Origin of the sequence: Bradyrhizobium sp. Cp5.3, from assembly GCF_000426265.1 — a bacterium.
Classification (GTDB): Bacteria; Pseudomonadota; Alphaproteobacteria; order Rhizobiales; family Xanthobacteraceae; genus Bradyrhizobium; species Bradyrhizobium neotropicale.
Window position 1 is genome coordinate 24130 of sequence record NZ_AUFA01000049.1, and the last position, 21011, is coordinate 45140.

Genomic DNA, 21011 nt, shown 5'->3' on the forward strand with positions numbered 1-21011 from the left:
ATTTGCGCATGGCGCAGCTTTCACGCCGGCACGTGCTGGCTCTGGGTGTTGGCGGCGCGCTCAGCGTCGCCTCCCGGCGCGGCGCGGCGGCGTCGGAGGGGCCGGCCGAAGTCCATGGCATCTCGGCGTTCGGCGATCTCAAATACCCCGCCGACTTCCATCATTTCGACTACGTCAATCTCGACGCCCCGAAGGGCGGCGCGTTCTCGCTCATTCCGTCGGTGCGTGCCTACAACCAGTCCTATTTCACGTTCAACTCGCTCAACGCCTTCGTCCTGAAGGGCGAGGGGGCGCAGGGCATGGACCTGACCTTCGTCTCGCTGATGGCGCGTGCCGGCGACGAGCCTGATGCCATGTACGGCTTCGCCGCGAAGTCGGTGCAGATCTCGCCCGACAAGCTCAGCTACCGCTACACCGTGCGGCCCGAGGCCAAATTCCACGACGGCACGAAGCTGACCGCGCATGACGTCGCGTTCTCGATCAACGCGCTGAAGGAGAAGGGTCATCCGCTGATCCAGCTCCAGATGCGCGACGTCAAGGGCGCCGAGGCGCTCGACGATGCCACCGTGGTCGTGACCTTTGCCGAGAAGCGTGCGCGCGACGTGCCGCTCTACGTGGCGGGCCTGCCGATCTTCTCGAAGGCCTATTACGCGACCCGCTCCTTCGAGGAGACGACGACCGACACGCCGCTGGGATCGGGTCCCTACAAGGTCGGCAAGTTCGAGATCAATCGCTTCATCGAGTTCGAGCGGGTCAAGGATTGGTGGGGCGCCGACCTGCCGGTCTGCCGCGGCAGCAACAATTTCGATGTGATCCGCTACGAATTCTACCGCGATCGCGACGTTGCCTTCGAAGGCTTCACCGGCAAGAACTACCTCTACCGCGAGGAATTCACCTCGCGCATCTGGGCGACGCGCTACGACTTCCCGGCTATCAAGGACGGCCGCGTCAAGCGCGAGGAAGTGCCGGACCAGACGCCGTCGGGCGGCCAAGGCTGGTTCCTCAACACGCGGCGCGACAAGTTCAAGGACGCCAAGGTTCGCGAAGCCATCAACTATGCGTTCGACTTCGAATGGACCAACAAGACCATCATGTACGGCGCCTATGCGCGCACGCGCTCGCCGTTCCAGAATTCGAACCTCGTTGCCGAGGGGCTGCCGTCGCCTGAAGAGCTGAAATTGCTCGAGCCGTTCCGCGGTCAAGTGCCGGATGAGGTGTTCGGCGAGCCATTCGTGCCGCCGGTGTCGGACGGCTCGGGCCAGGATCGCGCGCTGCTGCGCAAGGCGCAGCAATTGCTCCAGGAGGCGCAGCTCCCGATCAAGGACGGCAAGCGGTTCCTGCCGAACGGCGAAGTCTTCAAGATCGAATTCCTGACCGACGAGGCCTCATTCCAGCCGCACCACGCTTCGTTCCTCAAGAACCTGAACATGCTGGGTATCGATGCGAATCTGCGTCTCATCGATGCCGTCCAGTATCGCACCCGGGTCGAAGCCTTCGATTTCGACGTGGCCATAAACCGCCTGACCATGTCGGCAACGCCTGGCGACAGCTTGCGAACTTACTTCACCTCGCAGGCTGCGGCGACGAAGGGCTCGTACAATCTGGCCGGCGCCTCCAGTCCCGCGCTGGACGCACTGGTCGAGAAGGCCATGGCGGCCGAGACGCGCAATGAGCTGACCATTGCCTGCCGCGCGCTCGACCGGGTGTTCCGTGCCGGTCGCTATTGGGTGCCGCAATGGTATAACAAGACGCACCGACTGGCCTATTGGGACCAGTTCGATCATCCCGCCAACCTGCCGCGCTACGCGATCTCCGACTATGCGAGCGGCGTGGGTGAACGGACCCTGTGGTGGTACGACCGCGCCAAGGCGGCCAAGCTCGAGCAGGCGAAATCACAATGAGCGCCTATATCGCCCGCCGCATCCTCCTGATGATCCCGACATTGCTCGGGATCCTCTTCGTGTCCTTCATCGTCGTGCAATTCGCGCCGGGCGGTCCGGTCGAGCGCGTGATCGCGCAGCTCTCCGGCGCCGACACCGGCGGCAGCTCGCGCATCTCGGGCGGCGGCGACTTCGCGCAGCGCGCGCCGGGACAGTTAGGGGCCGGCGGCGATGCCATCAACTCGAAATATCGCGGCGCGCAGGGGCTCGATCCCGATTTCATCAAGAAGCTCGAGGCGCAGTTCGGCTTCGACAAGCCGGCGCCCGAACGCTTCGCGCTGATGGTGTGGAATTTCGCCCGCTTCGATTTCGGCAAGAGCTATTTCCGCGACGTCAGCGTCATTCAGCTCATCAAGGAGAAGCTGCCGGTCTCGATCTCGCTCGGAATCTGGCTGACGCTGATCACCTATCTGATCTCGATTCCGCTCGGCATCCGCAAGGCGGTGAAGGACGGCACGCGCTTCGACACCTGGACGTCAGCCGTGATCATCATCGGCTTTGCCATCCCAGGCTTCCTGTTCGCGATCCTCCTGATCATCCTGTTCGCGGGCGGCTCGTTCTTCAACCTGTTCCCGTTGCGCGGGCTGACCTCGGACGGCTGGTCGCTGTTTCCCTGGTACTGGAAGATCATCGACTATTTCTGGCACCTGGTCCTGCCGCTGATCTCGATGGGGCTGAGCGCGTTTGCGACCATGACGCTGCTCACCAAGAACTCGTTCCTGGACGAGATCCGCAAGCAATACGTCATGACCGCGCGCGCCAAGGGCTGCAGCGAGCGCCAGGTGCTCTACGGCCACATCTTCCGCAACGCGATGCTGATCGTGATCGCGGGCTTCCCGGGCGCGTTCATCCACGCCTTCTTCTCCGGCTCGCTCCTGATCGAGACCATCTTCTCGCTGGACGGGCTCGGCCTGCTCAGTTTCGAGAGCGTGCTCAACCGCGACTATCCCGTGGTGTTCGGCACGCTCTACATCTTTTCGCTCGTCGGCCTCGTGGTCAATCTGATCTCCGATCTGACCTATATGTGGATCGACCCGCGGATCGACTTCGAGGCGCGGGAGGTCTGATGACGCTGACCGCACCAACCCCGATCGAGACCACGTCGAAATCGCCGTTTGGCGAAGCCGTACCGGTCACCCGCAAGTCGTTCGTGCCGTCGCCGCTCAACAAGCGGCGCTGGGAGAACTTCAAGGCGAACCGGCGCGGCTACTGGTCGTTCTGGATCTTCATGGTCCTGTTCGTGGTGTCGCTGTTCGCCGAGCTGATCGCCAACGACCGGCCGTTCCTGATCAAGTATGACGGCCATCTCTACTGGCCGGCCTTCGTCACCTATTCGGAGACGACGTTCGGCGGTGACTTCGAGACCGCGGCCGACTACCGCGATCCCTATTTGCAGAAGTTGATCAAGGAGAAGGGCGGCACCATCGTCTGGCCGTTGATCCGCTACTCCTACGACACCCATAATCTCGATCTGCCGACTCCCGCGCCGTCGCCGCCGACCTGGATGCTGACGGAAGCGCAGTGCAAGCCGGTCGTCGAGAAGAAGGGCCTGAAGAGCTGCCGCGACCTCGAATACAACTGGCTCGGCACCGACGATCAGGGCCGCGACGTCGTCGCGCGCCTGATCTATGGCTTCCGCATCTCGGTCCTGTTCGGCCTGTGTCTCACCATCGTATCCTCGATCGTCGGCGTCGCGGCCGGCGGTATCCAGGGCTATTTCGGCGGCTGGATCGATCTCACTTTCCAGCGCTTCATCGAGATCTGGACCGCGATCCCATCGCTGTATCTCCTCCTGATCCTGTCATCGGTGTTGGTGCCCGGCTTCTTCGTGCTGCTCGGAATCCTCTTGCTGTTCTCCTGGGTGTCTCTGGTCGGTCTCGTGCGTGCGGAATTTTTGCGCGGGCGCAACTTCGAATACATCCAGGCCGCGCGGGCCCTCGGCGTATCGAACAAGGTGATCATGTTCCGGCATCTCCTGCCGAACGCGATGGTGGCGACCATGACGTTCCTCCCGTTCATCGTGTCGTCCTCGGTGATGACGCTGACCGCGCTGGACTTCCTCGGCTTCGGCCTGCCGCCCGGCTCCCCCTCGCTCGGTGAGCTCCTGTCGCAGGGCAAGTCGAACGTGCAGGCGCCATGGCTCGGCTTCACCGGCTTCTTCTCGGTCGCGATCATGCTGTCGCTGCTGATCTTCATCGGCGAAGCCGTGCGCGACGCCTTCGATCCGCGCAAGACGTTTAAGTAAAAGGAAGACTTGCAGGTAGACAATGGACGCGATCAACCAGCCCCTGCTTGCCGTGCGGAACCTCTCGGTGGCCTTCCATCAGGGCGGCGCCACCACGCTTGCGGTCGACAGGGTCTCGTTCCAGATCAAGCGCGGCGAATGCGTCGCGCTGGTCGGCGAATCCGGTTCCGGCAAATCGGTCAGCGCGCTCTCGATCCTGAAGCTCTTGCCCTACCCGAACGCCTCGCATCCCTCGGGCAGCATCCGCTTCAAGGGACAGGAGCTGATCGACCAGTCCGAGCAGCAGATGCGGGAGATCAGAGGCAGCGACATCTCCATCATCTTCCAGGAGCCGATGACCTCGCTCAACCCGCTGCACACGATCGAGGCGCAGATCGGCGAGATCATCCAGCTGCACAATCCGACCAGCAACGCAGAGGCGCGCCGGCGTACCCTGGAATTGCTGACGCAGGTCGGCATCCCCGAGCCCGAGACGCGGCTCAAGAGCTATCCGCACCAGCTCTCCGGCGGTCAACGCCAGCGCGTGATGATCGCGATGGCGCTCGCCAACGAGCCGGATCTGTTGATTGCGGACGAGCCGACCACAGCGCTCGACGTCACCGTGCAGGCGCAGATCCTGGCACTGCTTGCCGAGATCCGCGCGCGGCTCGGCATGAGCCTGCTCTTCATCACCCACGACCTCGGCATCGTGCGCCGCATCGCCGACCACGTCTGCGTCATGAACGGCGGCAAGATCGTCGAGCAGGGGCCGGTCGAGCAGGTCTTCAAGAGCCCCAAACATCCCTACACGCGCGACCTGCTCGCGGCCGAGCCGAAGCCTGACCCGGCGCCGCCGCAGCCGGGTGCGCCGGTGGTGATGTCGGCCAACGAGCTCAAGGTCTGGTTTCCGATCAAGCGCGGGCTGATGCGCAAGACGGTCGGCCACATCAAGGCGGTCGACGGCGTCAGCGTCGCTGTGCGCAAGGGCGAGACGCTCGGCGTCGTCGGCGAATCCGGCTCGGGCAAGACCACGCTCGGGCTGGCGCTGCTGCGGCTGATCTCATCGAACGGGCGGATCGTTTTCCTGGGCAAGGACATCCAGGGCCTGCGTTTCAAGGAGATGCGCCCGTTCCGGCGCGACATGCAGATCGTGTTCCAGGATCCATTCGGCTCGCTCAGCCCGCGCATGTCGATCGCGGACATCATCGCCGAAGGTCTCTCCGTGCATCAGCCAAAACTCTCGCGCGCGGAACGCGAGGCGAAGGTCGTCAAGGCGCTGGAGGATGTCGGGCTCAATCCGGAGACACGCTTTCGCTATCCGCACGAGTTCTCCGGCGGCCAGCGCCAGCGCATCAGCATTGCGCGCGCGATCGTGCTCGAGCCCGATTTCGTCGTGCTGGACGAGCCGACCAGCGCGCTCGACATGCTGTTCCAGGCGCAGATGGTCGATCTCCTGCGCGAGCTGCAGCGCAAGCGCGACCTCACCTACATGTTCATCTCGCACGATTTGCGCGTGGTTGCCTCGCTCGCCAGCCATCTCATCGTGATGCGCGGCGGCAAGGTGGTCGAGGAAGGCCAGGCGGCGGATCTCTTCAAGAATCCGAAGACGGATTACACGCGCGCGCTGTTTGCTGCCGCGTTCCGGCTGGAAACGGCGGGGAACGGCTCGGTGGCAACGTAGCTACCGCCAGACCAGAGGGTAAGGAACAAAGCAACCTTCTCCCGACGGGTCAGGGTTCCTTCCATAATTCTCCGGCCGGTGAACATAGTTCCGCCTTCTCGGCTGCGTTAAAAACGCCAGTACCTGGCTGGTAGAAAGTCGGTTGACGTGCAGTTGCATGCTCATCCCTGAGAAGCGTCGCAGGCTCAAGAACCATCTGCTCTTCGTTGATTGCAGCTCGCTGTAGCGCAGATGCGCGGATCGCTCTCAGGCGGATGCCAATGCATTTGATACGGGGCACCAAATGAATTCCACGCTGGACGACCACCTCGCCGAAGGACAGATCGCGAGCTTGGAGGAGCAGCTTTCGAACCTGGCGCGCGAAGCGGGAGTCAGACCTTCGGCCCCGCCGAGCAGCATCCGTTGGACAAGCATGAAGACGTCTCGCGTCCCCTTCGCGGCGATTCATCGATTGGCGGATTGGCGCTATGTGGCTTTCGGTTCTCTGTTGGTCGCATCGATTGGTGTCGCCGCCTCGTGGAGGTCATCCTCCGTTGATACGGCGATAACGGCCCCCGCAGCCCCAGCAAGTCTGGCGCAGGCCGCGCCGGACGTCGCCGCGCCGAAGGACGCCCCGCCGACGGTCGTTACCCAGCATTCCGAGCTGGCGCAGCAGCTTCAACCGATCGCGCGCGACATCGCCGCGTTGAGCCGAACGGTCGAACAGCTCAAGGTGAGGCAAGAACAATTGGCCAGCGACAATGAAAATCTCGCGAGCCAACTCAAGGCGAGCCGGGATGAAAGCGCACGCAACAGCAGTATGATCGACCGGATCAAGACGGACCAGATCGAGATGGCGCGCGAAAGCCAGGTGCTTACCGACCGGCTCAACGCGAGCCAGGAACAACTCGCCCAAGTCGTCGCCAGCGCTTCGGAGCCAAAGGCGATGCCCGAAGCGCCACCAACGGTGAGCCTCGAGGCGCCGAAGGTGATGCCGGAAGTACCACTGCCGCGTCCGCGGCAGCCGGCCACTGTCGCCCAGACGCAAAAGCCGGCTCGAACCGCGGAGCGGGCGCAAGCCAAGAAACCGCAACCGTTATTGGCATGGCCATGGTCAGCGCGTTGATCCGCACAGCCTGGCGGGATTTGTATTTCGGGCAGCTTCTGCGATCAGGTACGCAACAAGCTTTCGCCGGGCGTTCGAGCTCGTAGAACAGCGCCGCCTGCTCAATCTCCGCTGATCCATCATCGATTCAATCAGCGTTCGCGCTCGGCTCGATTTTTCAACGCAATCCGCCAAATTGCGGAGCACGATGGCGCCGAAAGCTCGCATGTCGTCTCTCAATAAACACGCGATCGTCACAAAGTGCCAATGAAAATGCCATTTGAGGGGAGGTCGATGGCGTAGGAGCTGGGGCCATAGACTCTACAGGGAGGGTGAGCCATGGCACTGCGTTTCAGTACCCTCGATTTCCGTACCATCGACGGCTCCAACAACAATCTCGCCGATTCCACCTTGAACCAGGCCAACACCGACTTTGGCCGGGTGGGTCCGGCGAATTTCGCCGATGGGTTCGATGAAATGACGCCGGGGCCAAACCCGCGCGAGATCAGCAACATTGTCGCGGCGCAGGAGGACACCGGAGAGGACGCCCCGCATTTGACCGATGACAACGGCGTCGCGCTATCGGGCATGATGTATGCGTGGGGCCAGTTCATCGATCACGATCTCGATCTGGAAAAGTCAGCCACAACCACGGACATCTCGATCACGGTCCCGGCGGATGACGCGTTTCTGCCACCCGGCAGCACCATCCCGCTGACGCGGGTGGCGATCGATCCTGCAACCGGTGTCCCCGGCCATCCGGCAACCGCGATCAACACGATCACGGGTTGGCTGGACGGATCGCAGATATACGGATCCGACGCCGCTACCGCAGCAAGCCTGCGTACAGCCGACGGGCATATGAAAGTTTCGGCGGGCGATAATCTTCCCATTGTCGACACCCCCCAGGGCAAGGCCTTTCTGGCGGGTGATGTGCGAGCACAGGAGAACCCCGACCTGACGGCCTTGCAGGTGTTGTTCGTGCGCGAGCACAATTATCAGGTCGATCGTCTGCACGCGGAGCATCCGGACTGGAGTGGCGACAAGCTGTATGAGACGGCCAAGGCCATCACCACGGCCGAGATGGTCAACATCACCTATAGCGAATTCCTGCCGCATCTGCTGGGCAAGGACGCGATCAAGCCCTACCAGGGCTATGATCCCACGGTGGACCCGCGGATTACCGAAGAATTTGCGGGCGCCGCGTTTCGCTTTGGTCACTCGATCGTCTCCGACGAGATCAGCGCCACCAGCAATCTGGGTGCCGTCACGTCGGAGCAGACGCTGGCGCAATCGTTCTTTGAAGATCCGGCAACCTTCGCGGCGACAGGTGCCGATGGTTTACTTCGGCATCTGTCGGGAGACCTGGCCAACCCGCTGGACGCCCACATCGTCGACGGCTTGCGGAATTTCCTGGCCGATCCTCCTGACGGCATGGATCTGGCGGCGATCAACATCCAGCGCGGCCATGATCTTGGATTGGGCACACTGAACCAGACGCGGGAGGCGCTGGGGCTTGCGCCCTACACCAGCTTCGATCAGCTCAGCTCCGATCCGGCGACTGCAGCGGCGTTCGAGAAAGCCTATGGTTCTATCGATGCCGTCGATTTGTGGGCTGGTGGATTGGCAGAGGATCACGCTGAAGGAGCCATCGTCGGACCGACCTTCGCCAAGATCATCGGCGATCAGTTCGCGGCCCTGCGCGACGGCGATCGGTACTATTTCGAGAACCAGAATTTCGACAAGGCAACCCTGAAGGAGATCGAGAGCACCACCCTGTCGGATCTGATCCTGCGCGACACCGATACGACGGCGATGCAGAGTGATGCCTTCGTCGCCACCGAGCGGCACAGCGGCACCGTGGGAGGCATAGACCCGACTGGAGCAGAGGCCGCCGTCGGCATGGCGCAACTCGTGGTCGGATCGGCCGGCAACGATACCCTGACCGGCGGGGATCTCGATGACACGCTGGTGGCGGCGCGCGGCCACATGACAATGACCGGCGGTGGTGGGGCCGACACCTTCGTGATCAACCCCGACGACATCGGGGGTCTACACAACACCGTAACAATCACTGACTACGACCCGAAGGAGGACAAGCTGCAACTCGGGACGGACCACTACGTCAGGAAATCATCCGACCATCACGGCGGAACATTGCTGCAGGTCGGCAACGAGACCATCGACCTGGTCGGCGTGAAGCCGAGTGAATTACCGTATCCTGGCCTTGTATCGTGGAGTCGGCATCATGGCTCTGGATCGTGGGGGCAATATCAGGACTCGGTCACCGGCATCGGGGCGACCTCCGCGTCGCCCCCGATCACCGCGTCGGATCCTTCGCATGCAACCGGCTCGACCGCATCGGCCCTGGCAAGCCAGAGCTTTGCGCTGCTGAACCAGTATCAGGCCGGCAACATCGGCCGGGTCGATCCCGGTCAGATCGTTGCGGCGGTGTCGAACGGCGCCAACTTGAGCCAGGAGTCCTTCCTGACCGGACCGCGACGACATTGATCCGCTTTCGACCATCACGATTGGGCATCAACTAAAGTGCTGCGCCGCTCCAGGATGAGCGGCGCAGCATTTTCGCAATTTGCGCGATGACCTATCCAGCCGTCTGAGTGAAAAGCACTCGCTCTGCCTACAGCCGCTTGATCGCGGCGACCTCGCTGCCGGCCTGCTTGATCCGCGCGATCGCGGGCTCGATCGGCTCGATCACGGTCGCCATGTGATGCGCGTTGGCGTGAACCATGGTGCTGCCGTCGCGCACGATCGCGACATGCCCCTTCCAGAAGATCAAATCGCCGCGTTGCAGCTTGCCAGCCTCGCTTGGCGCGAGCGCGCGGCCGAGGCCCGCCTGCTGCATGTCGCTGTCGCGCGGGCAGCCGATGCCCGCTGATGTCAGCGAGACTTGCACGAGACCAGAGCAATCGATGCCGAGGCTGCTCTTGCCACCCCAGAGATACGGCGTGCCGACGAAGCGCTCGGCGACGGTGACGAAATCCGGCTCGCGATGATCCAGCGCCGCAAGATGTGCCTTCGGCAGATACGTTCCCTCGCGCGTCACGGCGAAGCTGCCGTCCTCGCGCGCCACAGCGATCCTCGATCCCAGCACGAGCGTGCCCGTCGGTGGCAGCTTGATCGAGGGACCGGGAAAGGCGAAGGTCCGGAGCGCGCTAACCTTGTGCGTCGGCGCGCCTGCGGGCCGCGCCAGCGCGGCGTCCGGCAGCCAGCCGACATAGCCGTCGCCAGTGAGCTGGCCCCAGGCCCAGCCTTCTCCGTTGCGATCGTAGATCGTGACGCGCTCGCCGCGCAGCGCCTCCGTCATCAGCATGGCGTCCGAAGACGGCCGCTCACGCATCGGTGCGATCGCCTCAACCACCTCGAATTCCTCGCCGGTGACGAAGCGATCCGCCTGAACCCTGCCTTCGAGATATTTCGCGGCGAGGTCGCCTCGCGCCGGTGTCAGCCGCGGATCATGCATAGCGCTCGCTCAGCAATGTGTAGAGGGCACGTGCGGCCTGGCATTCGCCGCCTTCGGGACGCGCGGGCTTCGCCGACGGCGTCCAGCCGTAGATGTCGACATGCAGCCAGCTCCTGGCATGCTCGACGAAGCGCTGCAGGAACAGAGCGCAGGTGATCGAGCCGGCAAAGGTGCCCGATGGCGCGTTGGTGATGGTGGCCGTCTTGGAGTCCAGCCACGCATCGTAAGCCGGCCACAGCGGCATGCGCCACAACGGATCGTTCTCCTTCACGGCGCAGCGCGCGACGTCGGCGGCAAGCGCCTCGTCGTTGGTGTAGAAGGGCGGAAGGTCCGGCCCCAGCGCCACGCGCGCCGCCCCCGTGAGCGTGCCGAGATCGATCAGCAGATCCGGCTTCTCCTCGTCGGCGAGCGCCAGCGCGTCGGCAAGCACCAGGCGGCCTTCCGCGTCGGTGTTGCCGATCTCGACCGTGATGCCCTTGCGCGAGGGGAAGATGTCGAGCGGACGGAAGGCGTTGCCGGCGACCGCATTCTCCACGGCCGGGATCAGCACGCGGAGGCGGACCTTCAGCTTCGCATCCATCACCATGCGCGCCAGCGCCAGCACGTTGGCGGCACCGCCCATGTCCTTCTTCATGATCAGCATGCCGCTCGACGGCTTCAGGTCGAGCCCGCCGGTATCGAAGCAGACGCCCTTGCCGACCAGTGTCACCTTGGGATGGGCGGGATCGCCCCAGCCGATGTCGATCAGCCGCGGCGCTCGATCCGAGGCCATGCCGACCGCATGGATCAGCGGAAAATTGCCGGCCTTCAGATCCTCGCCGATGGTGCAGGCAAAGCTGGCACCGAACTCGGCAGCGAGCCTCTCGGCCGCCTTGGCCAATTCCTCCGGGCCCATGTCGTTGGCCGGCGTGTTGATGAGGTCGCGCGCCAGCATCGCCGCATCGGCGATCCGGCCGATCTCGACCGCATCGACGCCGTCCGGCGGTGTCAGCCGGACGTCGGGACGGTCCGCCTTGCGATAGCGGGCGAAGCGGTAGCTGCCGAGGGCAAAGGCCAGCGCCGCCAGCCGCGCATCGTGCGGCGCATTGGCAAAGCGATAGGTGCCCGGCGGCAAAAGGCCCGGCAACGCACCCGGTCGGAACAGGTCGCGCGATTTTGCGCCGTTGTCCTCGAGCCCGAACAGGATGTGCGCGATCGCGCCGTCCGGCGCGGGCAGGGCAAGATAGGCGCCCGGCTTGGCGGTAAAGGCATTGGCTGAGGCGAACTGCCGCTGCGCCGGCGGCAGTGTCTCGCGGACCGCATCCCAGCTCGCTTTGGTGACGAAGGTGATCGGGATGGCGGTCGGGGACGTCTCGAAGACGGAGGGCATTGGCAGGTCCGGATCGTCGGATCAAACGGGTGATGTAGCGGCCGACAGACTTCGCAGAGTTTTGCGGCGCCTGCAATCGGCTTTGCGATTACCGCTTGGCGAGACGCTACTCGCATCGGGGGCGCCATGCTAGGTTCCGCACCAGCGGTCGCGGGCGGCGGAGAACGTCGGCGACCGAAGGAAAGACGTGCCGGGAGGAAATGCAATGGACGTCGTGTGGAGTATGGTCACCTTCATCGGCCAGGCCATCGAGGCAATTTTTGGCTATGTCGAGCACCACCACTGGATCTTCGCGTTCCTGGCCGGCGGCTACGTCTTCTATCTTCACGATCGATCCGTCCATGCGCGGTTCGACGCGCTCGACAAGCGGCTCGATGAAATCCGCAAGCGTCTCGCCATCGAATATTGATCGGACCGCGGCCGTATACGCATGAACCCGTTGGCGGCTACGTCCGCCTTGTCCCGTTGGCGAACGAGCTCGCGGGGCTGCGCAATATGTCGCGAAGGGCCAAAGGCGGTCGGGATGAGCAAGTCTCCCAGTCTCGAAATTCTCCGATACCGAAACTCGACTGGATCGCCTCCAAAGCCTGTCGGCTCTCCAACGGCCCAATGACTTCGTTCGTGCGAGGTTGTAAGGTAGCGGTCAGGGAGGGGGTGGGCTCTCTGCCAGTCTGAATGCCAAATGCCTTGCGGACGCGGCACCGTTACAAAGCCAGCGAAGCTTCAATTGCATCAAATGCAGGTGTTTTCGGGCCGTCGGCTTGGCCCCTGGGCAGAAAACCAGCTTGTTGACCAAGGAGTTCGACGGTACCGTGGGCATGACTTTGCTCAGGGACCTAGATGATTTGTCCGAGGTGCCAGCACGTAAACGGCGCAGCGGCGAAGTTCTGCGAAGAATGTGCTTTGGCTCTGGTACGCGTTTGCGCGAACTGCGGCACTCAAGTTTCGCCGACGGCCAAGTTCTGTTCTCATTGCGGCCATTCGACGGGGCAGGGCGCCGCAAACTATCTGTCTGCGCGCTCTCAGGCGGTGAAACCACAGACCGCCCAACTCATCCCTGACGACAGTCTCACCTCGACCGCCGAACTCGCCGGTGAACGAAAGCAGGTGAGCGTGCTGTTCGCGGACATCACGGGCTCACTGGCGCTGATCTCCGGCCAGGATCCGGAGAGTGCGCAGGCGATCCTCAACCCGGTGCTCGAGCGGATGTGCGAGGCCGTCCGCCGTTATGAGGGTACGGTCAATAGGATCCTTGGCGACGGTATCATGGCGATTTTTGGCGCGCCGCTCGCCCATGAGGATCATGCCGTGCGGGCCTGTTACGCCGCGCTGATGATGCAGGACTCCCAGGCCAAACTGGCGGACGGTACCGATCAGTCTGATCATAAACCCCTCAGGATTCGCGTTGGACTCAACTCGGGCGAAGTCGTCATCTGCGCCATCAGCAACGAGCTTGACATGGAATACACCGTTGTCGGTGAGGCCGTGCACGTGGCTTCTCGCATGGAGCAGATGGCGCAGCCCGGCTCGATCCTGACGACGAAGAAGACCATGCGACTGGCTGAGGGATATGTCATGGCGCGGTCGCTGGGGCCGCTGCCGATCAAGGGACTTGCCGAGCCCGAGGAGGTCTACGAGCTGATCGGCGCGGGGCCCGCACGCACGCGTTTGCAGGCCGCAACGATTCGCGGCCTGACCCAGTTTATCGGCCGCGAGGCCGAGCTCGATGAGCTGCGTCGCGCACAGGAGCTGGCCGACACGGGATCGGGCCAATCGGTGGCGATCATTGGTGAGGCGGGCGTGGGCAAGTCACGTCTCGTCTATGAGTTTACCCACGCCAACCGGCTGCTCGGTCTGCTCGGCTGGCTGGTACTCGATAGCACGTCGATCTCGCATGGAAGAGCGACCAGCTACCTGCCGGTCATCGCACTGCTCAAGAGCTACTTTGGCATCCAGGACCGGGATGAGCTTCATGAGATGCGCCGAAAGGTGGTCGAGAGAATCTTCGCTCTCGACGAAAGGCTGGAGCCGACGCTTCCCGCGCTCCTGGCGCTGCTCGATATCCCGGTCGATGACCAAAGCTGGCATACGCTCGATCCAATTCAGCGCAGGCGTCGCAATATCGATGCCGTGAAGAGCTTGTTGCTGCGGGAGGCTTGCAAGCAACCGGTCCTCTTGATCTTCGAGGACCTCCATTGGGTGGATAACGAAACGCAGGAATTGCTCGATGCCCTGGTCACCGTCCTGGGCTCGGCCCGCCTCATGCTGCTTGTCAGTTATCGCCCCGACTACCAGCACAACTGGGGGAGCAAGGAAAACTACCATCAGATCCGGCTGAGCGCGTTGCCGACCCGTGACACGCGCTATCTGCTGGAGGCACTCCTGGGTGAAGATCCTGAACTCGCTTCACTCAAGCAGCTTCTGATCGCGCGGGGCGGCAATCCCTTCTTCATTGAGGAAACAGTCCGCTCCCTGGTGGAGACCCAATACCTCGCCGGAGAACGCGGTCACTATCGATTGTTGCGTCCGACCGGAAATGTTCAGGTTCCTCCTACCGTCCAGGCCATTCTGGCGGCGCGAATAGATCGGCTGCTTCCCGGTGACAAGAATCTTCTGCAAATCGCTTCAGTTGCAGGCCGCGAGACTCCGTTGGCGGTCCTTCGACCGATGGCGGACCTCACGGAAGGCGCGCTGGAAGACGCGCTGGGCCGGCTGCTGGCGGCCGGCTTTCTCTACGAGTCCGGATTCTTTCCGGACGTAGAGTATTCGTTTGTACACGCGCTCACCCACGAGGTCACATATGACGGCCTGCTGCGGACGCGACGGCGCGCGCTGCATGCGCGACTGGTCGGCACGATTGAGAATCTGTACCGGGACCGGATCGGCGAGCACATCGAGCGCCTTGCGCAACATGCGGTTCGAGGAGAGTTGCCGGACAAGGCTGTTCGATATTTGCGGCAGGCCGGACTGAAGGCGCTCTCGCGGTCGGCGCTCGAGAACGGGCGCGTCTGGTTCGAGCAGGCGCTCGCGATCATCGAGAAGTTGCCCGAAACCAAGGACAATATCGAACTTGCCATCGATATTCGCTTCGACCTTCGAAACGCACTTCACCCCTTGGGCCACCTCGAGAAATGCCTGGGCCAACTGCAGAGCGTGGAGGCGCAGGCGATACAACTCGCGGACAAGCGAAGGCTTGGTCAGGCATCATCGTTCATATGCCAATACTACCGTTTGCTGGGCGAGTTGGGCCCGGCGATCGAGGCAGGCGAACGGGCGATGGCCATAGCGGACGAATTGGATGACCAGTCGCTTCGGACGATCGTCAGTGGACATTTGGGAGCGGCTCTGGCGGCACGGGGAGATCATCATCGCGCGGTGCAAATATTGTCTGCGGCCGTTGAGCGCCTTCGAGGTGATCTCGCCTCCGACACGATGGGAACGACCGGGGTTCAGGGCGTGTTCAGGCGGGTCTATCTGATGTGTTCGCTTGCCGAGCTCGGCGAGTTCGACCAGGCCTTGCGCCTGGCGGAAGAGGCCATGGAAATTGCCCGACTCGCCAACCACGTCTACAGCCTTGCGTTCTCCTGTTACGGAGCCGGCAACGTTCTCGCCCTTCGGGGCGAGGCGCCGCGCGGCATCAGCGTCCTTGAGCAGGGCCTCGAGCTCTGCCGCTCATGGATTCTGCCACTGATGATACCACTCATCGGCACGTCCCTCGGATATGCCTATTGCCTCTCCGATCGCCTCGACGAGGCCATCGTGCTGTTGGAGGAAACCGAACGGGAATCGACCGCAATGCATCGCATGGGCGGGCTCGCCATGACCTTGGTCCGGTTGGGTGAGGCTTACCTTCGAAAGCTCCGGGCGGTCGACGCTGAGCGGTGTGGCCAACGGGCGCTGATGCTTTCGCGCAAACATGGCGAGCGCGGCCACGAAGCTTACGCACTGCGATTGCTTGCTGAGCTTGGCGCGACAGGCCCTGCGCACCTTGATGAATGTCAGACAAATTTTCTCGAGGCGCTGCGCAGGGCCGAGGAGCTCGGTCTGCGACCTCTCGTGGCTCAATGTCACCTCGGGCTCGGAAAACGTTTCCGATCGATCGGCCAGCAGACGAGTGCCGAACAGCACCTCAACATCGCCGCAGCCCTGTTCTCGCAGCTCGGGATGCAGTTTTCGCTGGAGGAGCATGCCGCCTGTGGCAGCTAGGGCGTGCGCGTGCGGGATGGCGAGGTCGACATTGCCAGGATCAGGTCCTCCCAGGGCGCACCGGCGGCGATTAGGTACTCTTGGCCGAAATGAGGAAGCACCATGCGGCTGTTCAAGATCGTGACCCTCGCGCTCATCGTTGGTGCAACAAACTCAACGACGGTGCCATTAGCGCTTGCCGCTCCTGAATGCTCAAAGCTGGTAGGGCTGGCCGATTGGGGGGAGAACTCCACTGCCGATATTAGCGTCGCATCGGGGGGAAGTTGTCAGTTTTCGATCCCCATGCGTGGCACTGTGAGTAGCTCCGACATTATGCAGAAGCCGGCACACGGCAAACTGAAAAAGCTCAATGCGACCACTTACGAATACAAGTCCAAGGGTAAGTATAAGGGGAGCGATACATTCATTATCAAGGCTACGGGGCAGGGCCCGAAGGCTTCCGGCGCATCGGTAATTAATGTGAACGCGACGATCAACTAGGCCGTGAACCCATAAATCTAACGGGCGAGGGCTTGCCAAAGTCCGCTATACACAAATCCCTCATCACAGCGAAATGACGCGATGGCCAGAAGCTGACACCCGTCCGTCCACGCGGTTCGCTGTCAGTTCACCATCTCTACATCAGGCATCTTGAACGCCTTGCTCCAGAAGGCCTCCTCTGGTCCGTAGAGCCGGAGCCAGACGTAGGGCTCCTTGTCCATTGTGGGAATCCAGTTGGATTCAAGACCGGCCGGCGCGTTGGGCCCGAAATATAGGTCAACACTGCCATCGGCATTCACCTTCATCGTGTCCTTCTTGAATGAATCCAACCCCGCCCGGTCCAGGGGGTTATTGATGAAGGCCCAGGTCGCGCGGTCGTAGACTGTCAGCGACCAGAACTCCTTGGCTGGCACGTCTTTCGGAACCCTCAGCTTGTATGTCTTGCCAGCTTGCAAGGGCTGCCCTGCGGTATCCGCGACCGGAGCGAGATAGACAGTTCCAGCTTGCTGCTCGGTCAGCACTTTCGGATAGAACGTAAAGAAAAACCACGCTGCTGCGCGCTTGTCGATCTGCACAGCATCGTCCGTCACGAACTCGAACCCGTGATTCGCGTCGGTGACCATCACAAAGCTCCAGTGACGATCCGGCCAGTAGAGATGAGACGCGAAGAGTTTCGTGTCGAGGTTCTGCATGTAGTAATACGCATCGGCGACCCCCTTCTCCATGGCGGCCTTGAGCTTCTCAGGCGGGTTGAACGGCTTGCCGGGCTCAATCCCGATCGTTGCCAGCATGCCCATCATCACCTTGTCGCGCGGTTGCACCGGCTCGACGCTGATGACGTCGTGGATGTCCTGCAAGGCTCGGATGTCGTAGAACGGCAACGTATGTAGGGTGTGGGGTCGGATATCGACAAAGCGAGTAGGCTTTGGATCGGCCGCCTCGGACAAGGGATACATCTTCAGCAATTTGGTATAGGCATTGGCGTCAGCGACCGTCGCGCCTCCGAGCTGAATTGCACGAAACGCGAAAGTGATGCGAAAACTGCTCGATCGGATCACGAAGTACCCGGCGGGGATCGCCTCTTTATAGCCGGGCGGGAGCAACAGATACTTGCCGCCTGCGCCTTTGTCCTCGCCCACGGGGCCGACACCGGCAATCGTTGCCTGCCACGCATCGACGATCTGGCCATACAGAACTGCCTTGTCGGTTTTGGCTGGAACCTCCAACACGACGGGGCCATTTCGCAGGTCGGAGAAGGCAGCTGTATACGGCGTCGTCTGGTTTGGCGTAATAAATTCCTGCTTGGTCGCCAATGGTGCGAACGAGGCCGCGATGACATTGTCGGCCATCCCAGGCGCCTCCAGCATCCCGACCCGGAGCCGATAGATCGCAGAGGCAGGCATCGCCCATAGGACAGCCTCAAATGCACGCTGATAGGCTACCTGCGCATCGAGATCGCTCACCGACTGTTTGGCATCGGCAGGGGGCTGCCCGCCGAGGGGTTCTGTTTGCGCGCTTGTAATCGAGCCGGCGCACAGTGCCGCTATGCCAACGGCCAGGGCTACTGTTTTGGTGCTCAAGATGGTGTTCCGAAAAGCTGCAGACATCGCGTCCTCCCGTACTTCAGTTCATCTTTTCCACGTCGCTCGGCACCCAGGTTTTGTCGAAGAACGCCTGTGTCGGGCCGTAAATCCGCAGGATTACGAAAAAGCCTTGGCCGGGCACCGTTCGCAGCCAATTCTTGTTGTTGCCGGGAGAATTGGGACCGAAATAAATGTCGGTCGAGCCGTCCGCGTTGACCGCCGGTTTGTCCATCCGGTTGATCGATGGGAACGGTTGGCCGTTGTCGAGCCCGGATCCGGTAACCGAATCGTAGACCGTCACTGACCAAAACAAATGTGCTGGAATATCTCTTGGCAAGTTCAGCTTGTAGCTGTTTGCACCCTCCAAAAAGTCTCCATTCTTGTCGACAAACGTCGCTGGATATTTCGCGCCGACATCGACCATGCTGACCGCCATTCCCGGGCTCGTCGCGTAGGCCACCGTGAAGTATCCGGCACGCGGATCAATGTAGGCGAACGTGGGGGCGGTGAACGATGCGTTGCCCGGAAAGACGTTCATCCAGCGGCGGTCCGGATAAAACAGTGAGCCGGACATTTTGAACGGCGAATAAACGATCGTGTGATTGATGCGGTATGCGGTCTTTGCGCCCTTGTCGAGCAGCGCGCTCAAGTGTGCATCGGGCTCAAACGGCTGTCCCTTGACGATGCCGAGCGCCGCGAGCATCCCGCGCAGTTCCATGTCGGCGGGGTCCACATATTCATGCTGGATGTACCGGTTGATCATGTCGAATGCCGTGCGGTCGGCCGGGTAGAGCATGTTGACGGGTACGCCCGATGCGTTCGGAAACTGCATCGGCTTGGCTTCGGCTTCTTTGCCGAGCGGATAGATGCGGGTCTGTTCCATTACGCGAACGGGTTCCGCAAGCTGCTTGGGGTCTCTGAAGAAGCCGCGCCAGAACACGAACACCCCATAGGTGAGCGAGCGATAGGTGAAGTACCCTGATGGCACCGTTCCCGTGTAATCCGGCGGCAGCAGAAGATATTTGCCGCCCTTACCCTTGTCGGGTCCGGGGAGACCCACGTCGCCGCACCAGACGCGGCCCTCGATCTCGCCGACCGAGCAGATCGGGCGCTGAAAGAAGTCGTCGAGGATGCCTTGCAAGCCCGGCGGGACTTCGATGACCAGCGGCCCGTCGTCCTTGAGATCGACATAGCCCATGGCGTAGATGACATCGGAGTTGGGTGTCGTAACCAGCGTCTTCGCGCTAAGCCGATCCTTCCAGATCGGAAGGACGTTGTAGCCCTTGCCGAAAACCTTCTCCGAACCCTCCTTCATGCCGTACATGTTGAGCGCCGGCAACATCCAGGTATAGGTTTGCACGGCGCGCTCGAATACCTGCTCGTCCTTCAACGCCGCAATGGCGTCCTTCGAGAGGAAGCCGTTGGTGAACGGTTGATTGGCGAGCTCGTCGTAGCGCGCAGTTTCGGCGACCGCTGTTGTCGTGATGATAAGCGTAAGTGTCAACGATGCGAGCGTTGTCTGCATCACTCCCCCCTGGAAACTGAACAGGCGACTTGCGGCAAGTCAGAAAGCGTTTCGTGGAGAGGAGGCTGATCGAGGCGCACAAAATGCGCTATGCGCTTTCGGCAAATTTCGAACCATGTTCGCGATCGTGAGCGATGGGACGAGTTGAATAGGTCATGTGCTGACCCATGTTCGTCTAATGAGTCATTCGCGACCGGGCCGAGCCAGCAGCAGGTCCGACCGTGTCCGCTATTCCGCCGAAAGCGAAGTAGATTCAGAGCATTGGTGGCCTCTCTACGGGCCGTGCCGGGTTGCTGATACGGTCGGGCGCGTGATTCAAGTTCCGAAACTGGAGCCTCGAATCGTGCGCTACGAACTCAGCGATTATGAATGGACCGCCATCAAACCGATGCTGCCGAATAAGCCGCGCGGCGTTCCGCGTGTAAATGATCGGCGCGTGCTCAATGGCATCTTTTGGGTCCTGCGTTCAGGTGCGCCATGGCGCGACCTGCCTGAGACCTATGGTCCCCGCACCACCTGTTACAACCGCTTCGTTCGTTGGCGGCGGGCTGGCGTCTGGGACCAGATCATGGAAGCGCTGGCCACCGGTCATGACGCGGCGGTGCAGATGATCGATACCACCATCGTGCGCGTGCACCAGCACGGAGCCTGCATCGCGGACAACAATCACCAAGATATGGGTCGCTCGCGAGGGGGCCTGACCAGCAAGATTCACGCGGTGGTGGACACCAATGGCATGCCGGTCCATCTCGCTCTCACGCCCGGTGAGGCGCATGACAATCGGCTGTGTTCGGTTCTCCTCAGCGCCTTGCTTCCACAAACGATGTTGCTCGCGGACCGTGGATACGACGCGGGCTGGGTCAGGGACCTTGCCCGCCAGCAAGGAGCATGGGCGAACATTCCGCCGAAACGAAATCGCAAAGACCCGATCTGCTTCAGCCCGTATCTGTATCGCGCGCGCAACTTGATCGAACGGTTCTTCAAGATCAAGCAATGTCGGCGTGTCGCGACACGATATGACAAACTCGCAGCCAATTATCTGGCGTTCTTCAAGCTCGCATCAATCCGAATTTGGCTGCGTGCTAATGAGTCCACGCCCTAGCACTACTTTGGCAGATTATTTGATTTCCGTGAGTTTTTAGGATTCCCGAATCGATTCTTCAATGATTCATGGGTGGTCGGCTCTTGGAGGGCTGACCATGGCGCAATGGGAAGACGAACTCGAACGCTGGCTGAAGCCGTTCTTGGACCGGTTGGGTCACAAGACCCGGCAGCGGATGTGTCCACTGTACGTTGCGGGATTGATCGGTCCTGGCGATCGCAAGAGCGTTCAGCCGATGGCAGAACGCCTTGTCACGGGCAACTACGATCAGCTGCACCATTTCATCGCCGATGGTGTCTGGGACGCATCACCGCTGGAATCTGAGCTGCTCAACCA

Annotated in this window: 15 protein-coding genes; 11 read left to right on the forward strand and 4 right to left on the reverse strand. The window is 61.8% G+C overall.

Annotated elements, in window-relative coordinates; all coding sequences use genetic code 11:
- Window positions 1-8 precede the first annotated feature (8 nt).
- The 6 genes from K289_RS0135770 to K289_RS46305 all read left to right on the forward strand — a co-directional run bounded on the left by K289_RS0135770 (window position 9) and on the right by K289_RS46305 (window position 9440).
- Window positions 9-1901, forward strand: a complete 1893-nt coding sequence (locus K289_RS0135770) for an extracellular solute-binding protein (protein ID WP_027555836.1) — start codon at window positions 9-11, stop codon at window positions 1899-1901.
- Window positions 1898-3007 carry a microcin C ABC transporter permease YejB gene (locus K289_RS0135775; protein ID WP_027555837.1) on the forward strand — a complete coding sequence of 370 codons (1110 nt, stop codon included), beginning with the start codon at window positions 1898-1900 and terminating at the stop codon, window positions 3005-3007. Before K289_RS0135770 ends, K289_RS0135775 begins: the two co-directional genes overlap by 4 nt.
- Window positions 3007-4185, forward strand: coding sequence for an ABC transporter permease (locus K289_RS0135780; RefSeq protein ID WP_027555838.1), 1179 nt, complete (start codon window positions 3007-3009; stop codon window positions 4183-4185). Before K289_RS0135775 ends, K289_RS0135780 begins: the two co-directional genes overlap by 1 nt.
- A 22-nt stretch (window positions 4186-4207) precedes the next feature.
- Complete coding sequence (locus K289_RS0135785) at window positions 4208-5845, forward strand: ABC transporter ATP-binding protein (RefSeq protein WP_027555839.1); 1638 nt, start codon at window positions 4208-4210, stop codon at window positions 5843-5845.
- Window positions 5846-6128: 283 nt separating this feature from the next.
- On the forward strand, window positions 6129-6950 hold the full coding sequence (locus tag K289_RS0135790; RefSeq protein ID WP_027555840.1) for a hypothetical protein: 822 nt from the start codon (window positions 6129-6131) through the stop codon (window positions 6948-6950).
- A gap of 318 nt (window positions 6951-7268) precedes the next feature.
- Entirely contained in the window at window positions 7269-9440 is a 2172-nt protein-coding gene (locus tag K289_RS46305) for a peroxidase family protein (protein ID WP_051311142.1), read from the forward strand.
- 127 nt (window positions 9441-9567) lie between these two features.
- Here the strand turns inward: K289_RS46305 and K289_RS0135800 are convergent, their stop codons facing one another.
- Window positions 9568-10410: a C40 family peptidase gene (locus tag K289_RS0135800; RefSeq protein WP_027555841.1), complete on the reverse strand. Its 843-nt coding sequence runs from the start codon at window positions 10408-10410 to the stop codon at window positions 9568-9570.
- Window positions 10403-11779 carry a M17 family metallopeptidase gene (locus K289_RS0135805; protein ID WP_027555842.1) on the reverse strand — a complete coding sequence of 459 codons (1377 nt, stop codon included), beginning with the start codon at window positions 11777-11779 and terminating at the stop codon, window positions 10403-10405. Before K289_RS0135805 ends, K289_RS0135800 begins: the two co-directional genes overlap by 8 nt.
- Before the next feature lie 205 nt (window positions 11780-11984).
- Between K289_RS0135805 and K289_RS0135810 the strand changes: the two genes are divergently transcribed.
- The 3 genes from K289_RS0135810 to K289_RS0135825 all read left to right on the forward strand — a co-directional run bounded on the left by K289_RS0135810 (window position 11985) and on the right by K289_RS0135825 (window position 16465).
- The gene (locus K289_RS0135810; protein ID WP_027555843.1) at window positions 11985-12188 is read left to right on the forward strand and encodes a hypothetical protein; all 204 of its coding nucleotides are present in this window, start codon (window positions 11985-11987) and stop codon (window positions 12186-12188) included.
- 431 nt (window positions 12189-12619) lie between these two features.
- Entirely contained in the window at window positions 12620-15985 is a 3366-nt protein-coding gene (locus K289_RS46310; protein ID WP_084788849.1) for an adenylate/guanylate cyclase domain-containing protein, read from the forward strand.
- Window positions 15986-16087: 102 nt separating this feature from the next.
- Window positions 16088-16465 carry a hypothetical protein gene (locus K289_RS0135825; protein WP_027555844.1) on the forward strand — a complete coding sequence of 126 codons (378 nt, stop codon included), beginning with the start codon at window positions 16088-16090 and terminating at the stop codon, window positions 16463-16465.
- Window positions 16466-16587: 122 nt separating this feature from the next.
- On the opposite strand, the gene K289_RS0135830 is transcribed toward K289_RS0135825, so the two are convergent.
- Both K289_RS0135830 and K289_RS0135835 read right to left on the reverse strand, forming a co-directional pair.
- Complete coding sequence (locus K289_RS0135830) at window positions 16588-18072, reverse strand: DUF1254 domain-containing protein (RefSeq protein WP_051311146.1); 1485 nt, start codon at window positions 18070-18072, stop codon at window positions 16588-16590.
- 16 nt (window positions 18073-18088) lie between these two features.
- The gene (locus tag K289_RS0135835; protein WP_027555846.1) at window positions 18089-19573 is read right to left on the reverse strand and encodes a DUF1254 domain-containing protein; all 1485 of its coding nucleotides are present in this window, start codon (window positions 19571-19573) and stop codon (window positions 18089-18091) included.
- 340 nt (window positions 19574-19913) lie between these two features.
- On the opposite strand from K289_RS0135835, the gene K289_RS48315 reads away from it, so the two are divergent.
- Together K289_RS48315 and K289_RS0135845 are read left to right on the forward strand one after the other, a co-directional pair.
- Window positions 19914-20675, forward strand: a complete 762-nt coding sequence (locus K289_RS48315) for an IS5 family transposase (RefSeq protein WP_027555847.1) — start codon at window positions 19914-19916, stop codon at window positions 20673-20675.
- Window positions 20676-20736: 61 nt separating this feature from the next.
- Window positions 20737-21011: transposase (locus K289_RS0135845; protein ID WP_198024833.1), on the forward strand; the 275-nt coding region annotated here is incomplete at its 3' end.

Bases quoted from the DNA above. Each gene is read 5' to 3' on its own strand.
- K289_RS0135770 (WP_027555836.1), top strand. From the start codon at position 9: ATGGCGCAGCTTTCACGCCGGCACGTGCTGGCTCTGGGTGTTGGCGGC.
- K289_RS0135775 (WP_027555837.1), top strand. From the start codon at position 1,898: ATGAGCGCCTATATCGCCCGCCGCATCCTCCTGATGATCCCGACATTG.
- K289_RS0135780 (WP_027555838.1), top strand. From the start codon at position 3,007: ATGACGCTGACCGCACCAACCCCGATCGAGACCACGTCGAAATCGCCG.
- K289_RS0135785 (WP_027555839.1), top strand. From the start codon at position 4,208: ATGGACGCGATCAACCAGCCCCTGCTTGCCGTGCGGAACCTCTCGGTG.
- K289_RS0135790 (WP_027555840.1), top strand. From the start codon at position 6,129: ATGAATTCCACGCTGGACGACCACCTCGCCGAAGGACAGATCGCGAGC.
- K289_RS46305 (WP_051311142.1), top strand. From the start codon at position 7,269: ATGGCACTGCGTTTCAGTACCCTCGATTTCCGTACCATCGACGGCTCC.
- K289_RS0135800 (WP_027555841.1), bottom strand. From the start codon at position 10,410: ATGCATGATCCGCGGCTGACACCGGCGCGAGGCGACCTCGCCGCGAAA.
- K289_RS0135805 (WP_027555842.1), bottom strand. From the start codon at position 11,779: ATGCCCTCCGTCTTCGAGACGTCCCCGACCGCCATCCCGATCACCTTC.
- K289_RS0135810 (WP_027555843.1), top strand. From the start codon at position 11,985: ATGGACGTCGTGTGGAGTATGGTCACCTTCATCGGCCAGGCCATCGAG.
- K289_RS46310 (WP_084788849.1), top strand. From the start codon at position 12,620: ATGATTTGTCCGAGGTGCCAGCACGTAAACGGCGCAGCGGCGAAGTTC.
- K289_RS0135825 (WP_027555844.1), top strand. From the start codon at position 16,088: ATGCGGCTGTTCAAGATCGTGACCCTCGCGCTCATCGTTGGTGCAACA.
- K289_RS0135830 (WP_051311146.1), bottom strand. From the start codon at position 18,072: ATGTCTGCAGCTTTTCGGAACACCATCTTGAGCACCAAAACAGTAGCC.
- K289_RS0135835 (WP_027555846.1), bottom strand. From the start codon at position 19,573: ATGCAGACAACGCTCGCATCGTTGACACTTACGCTTATCATCACGACA.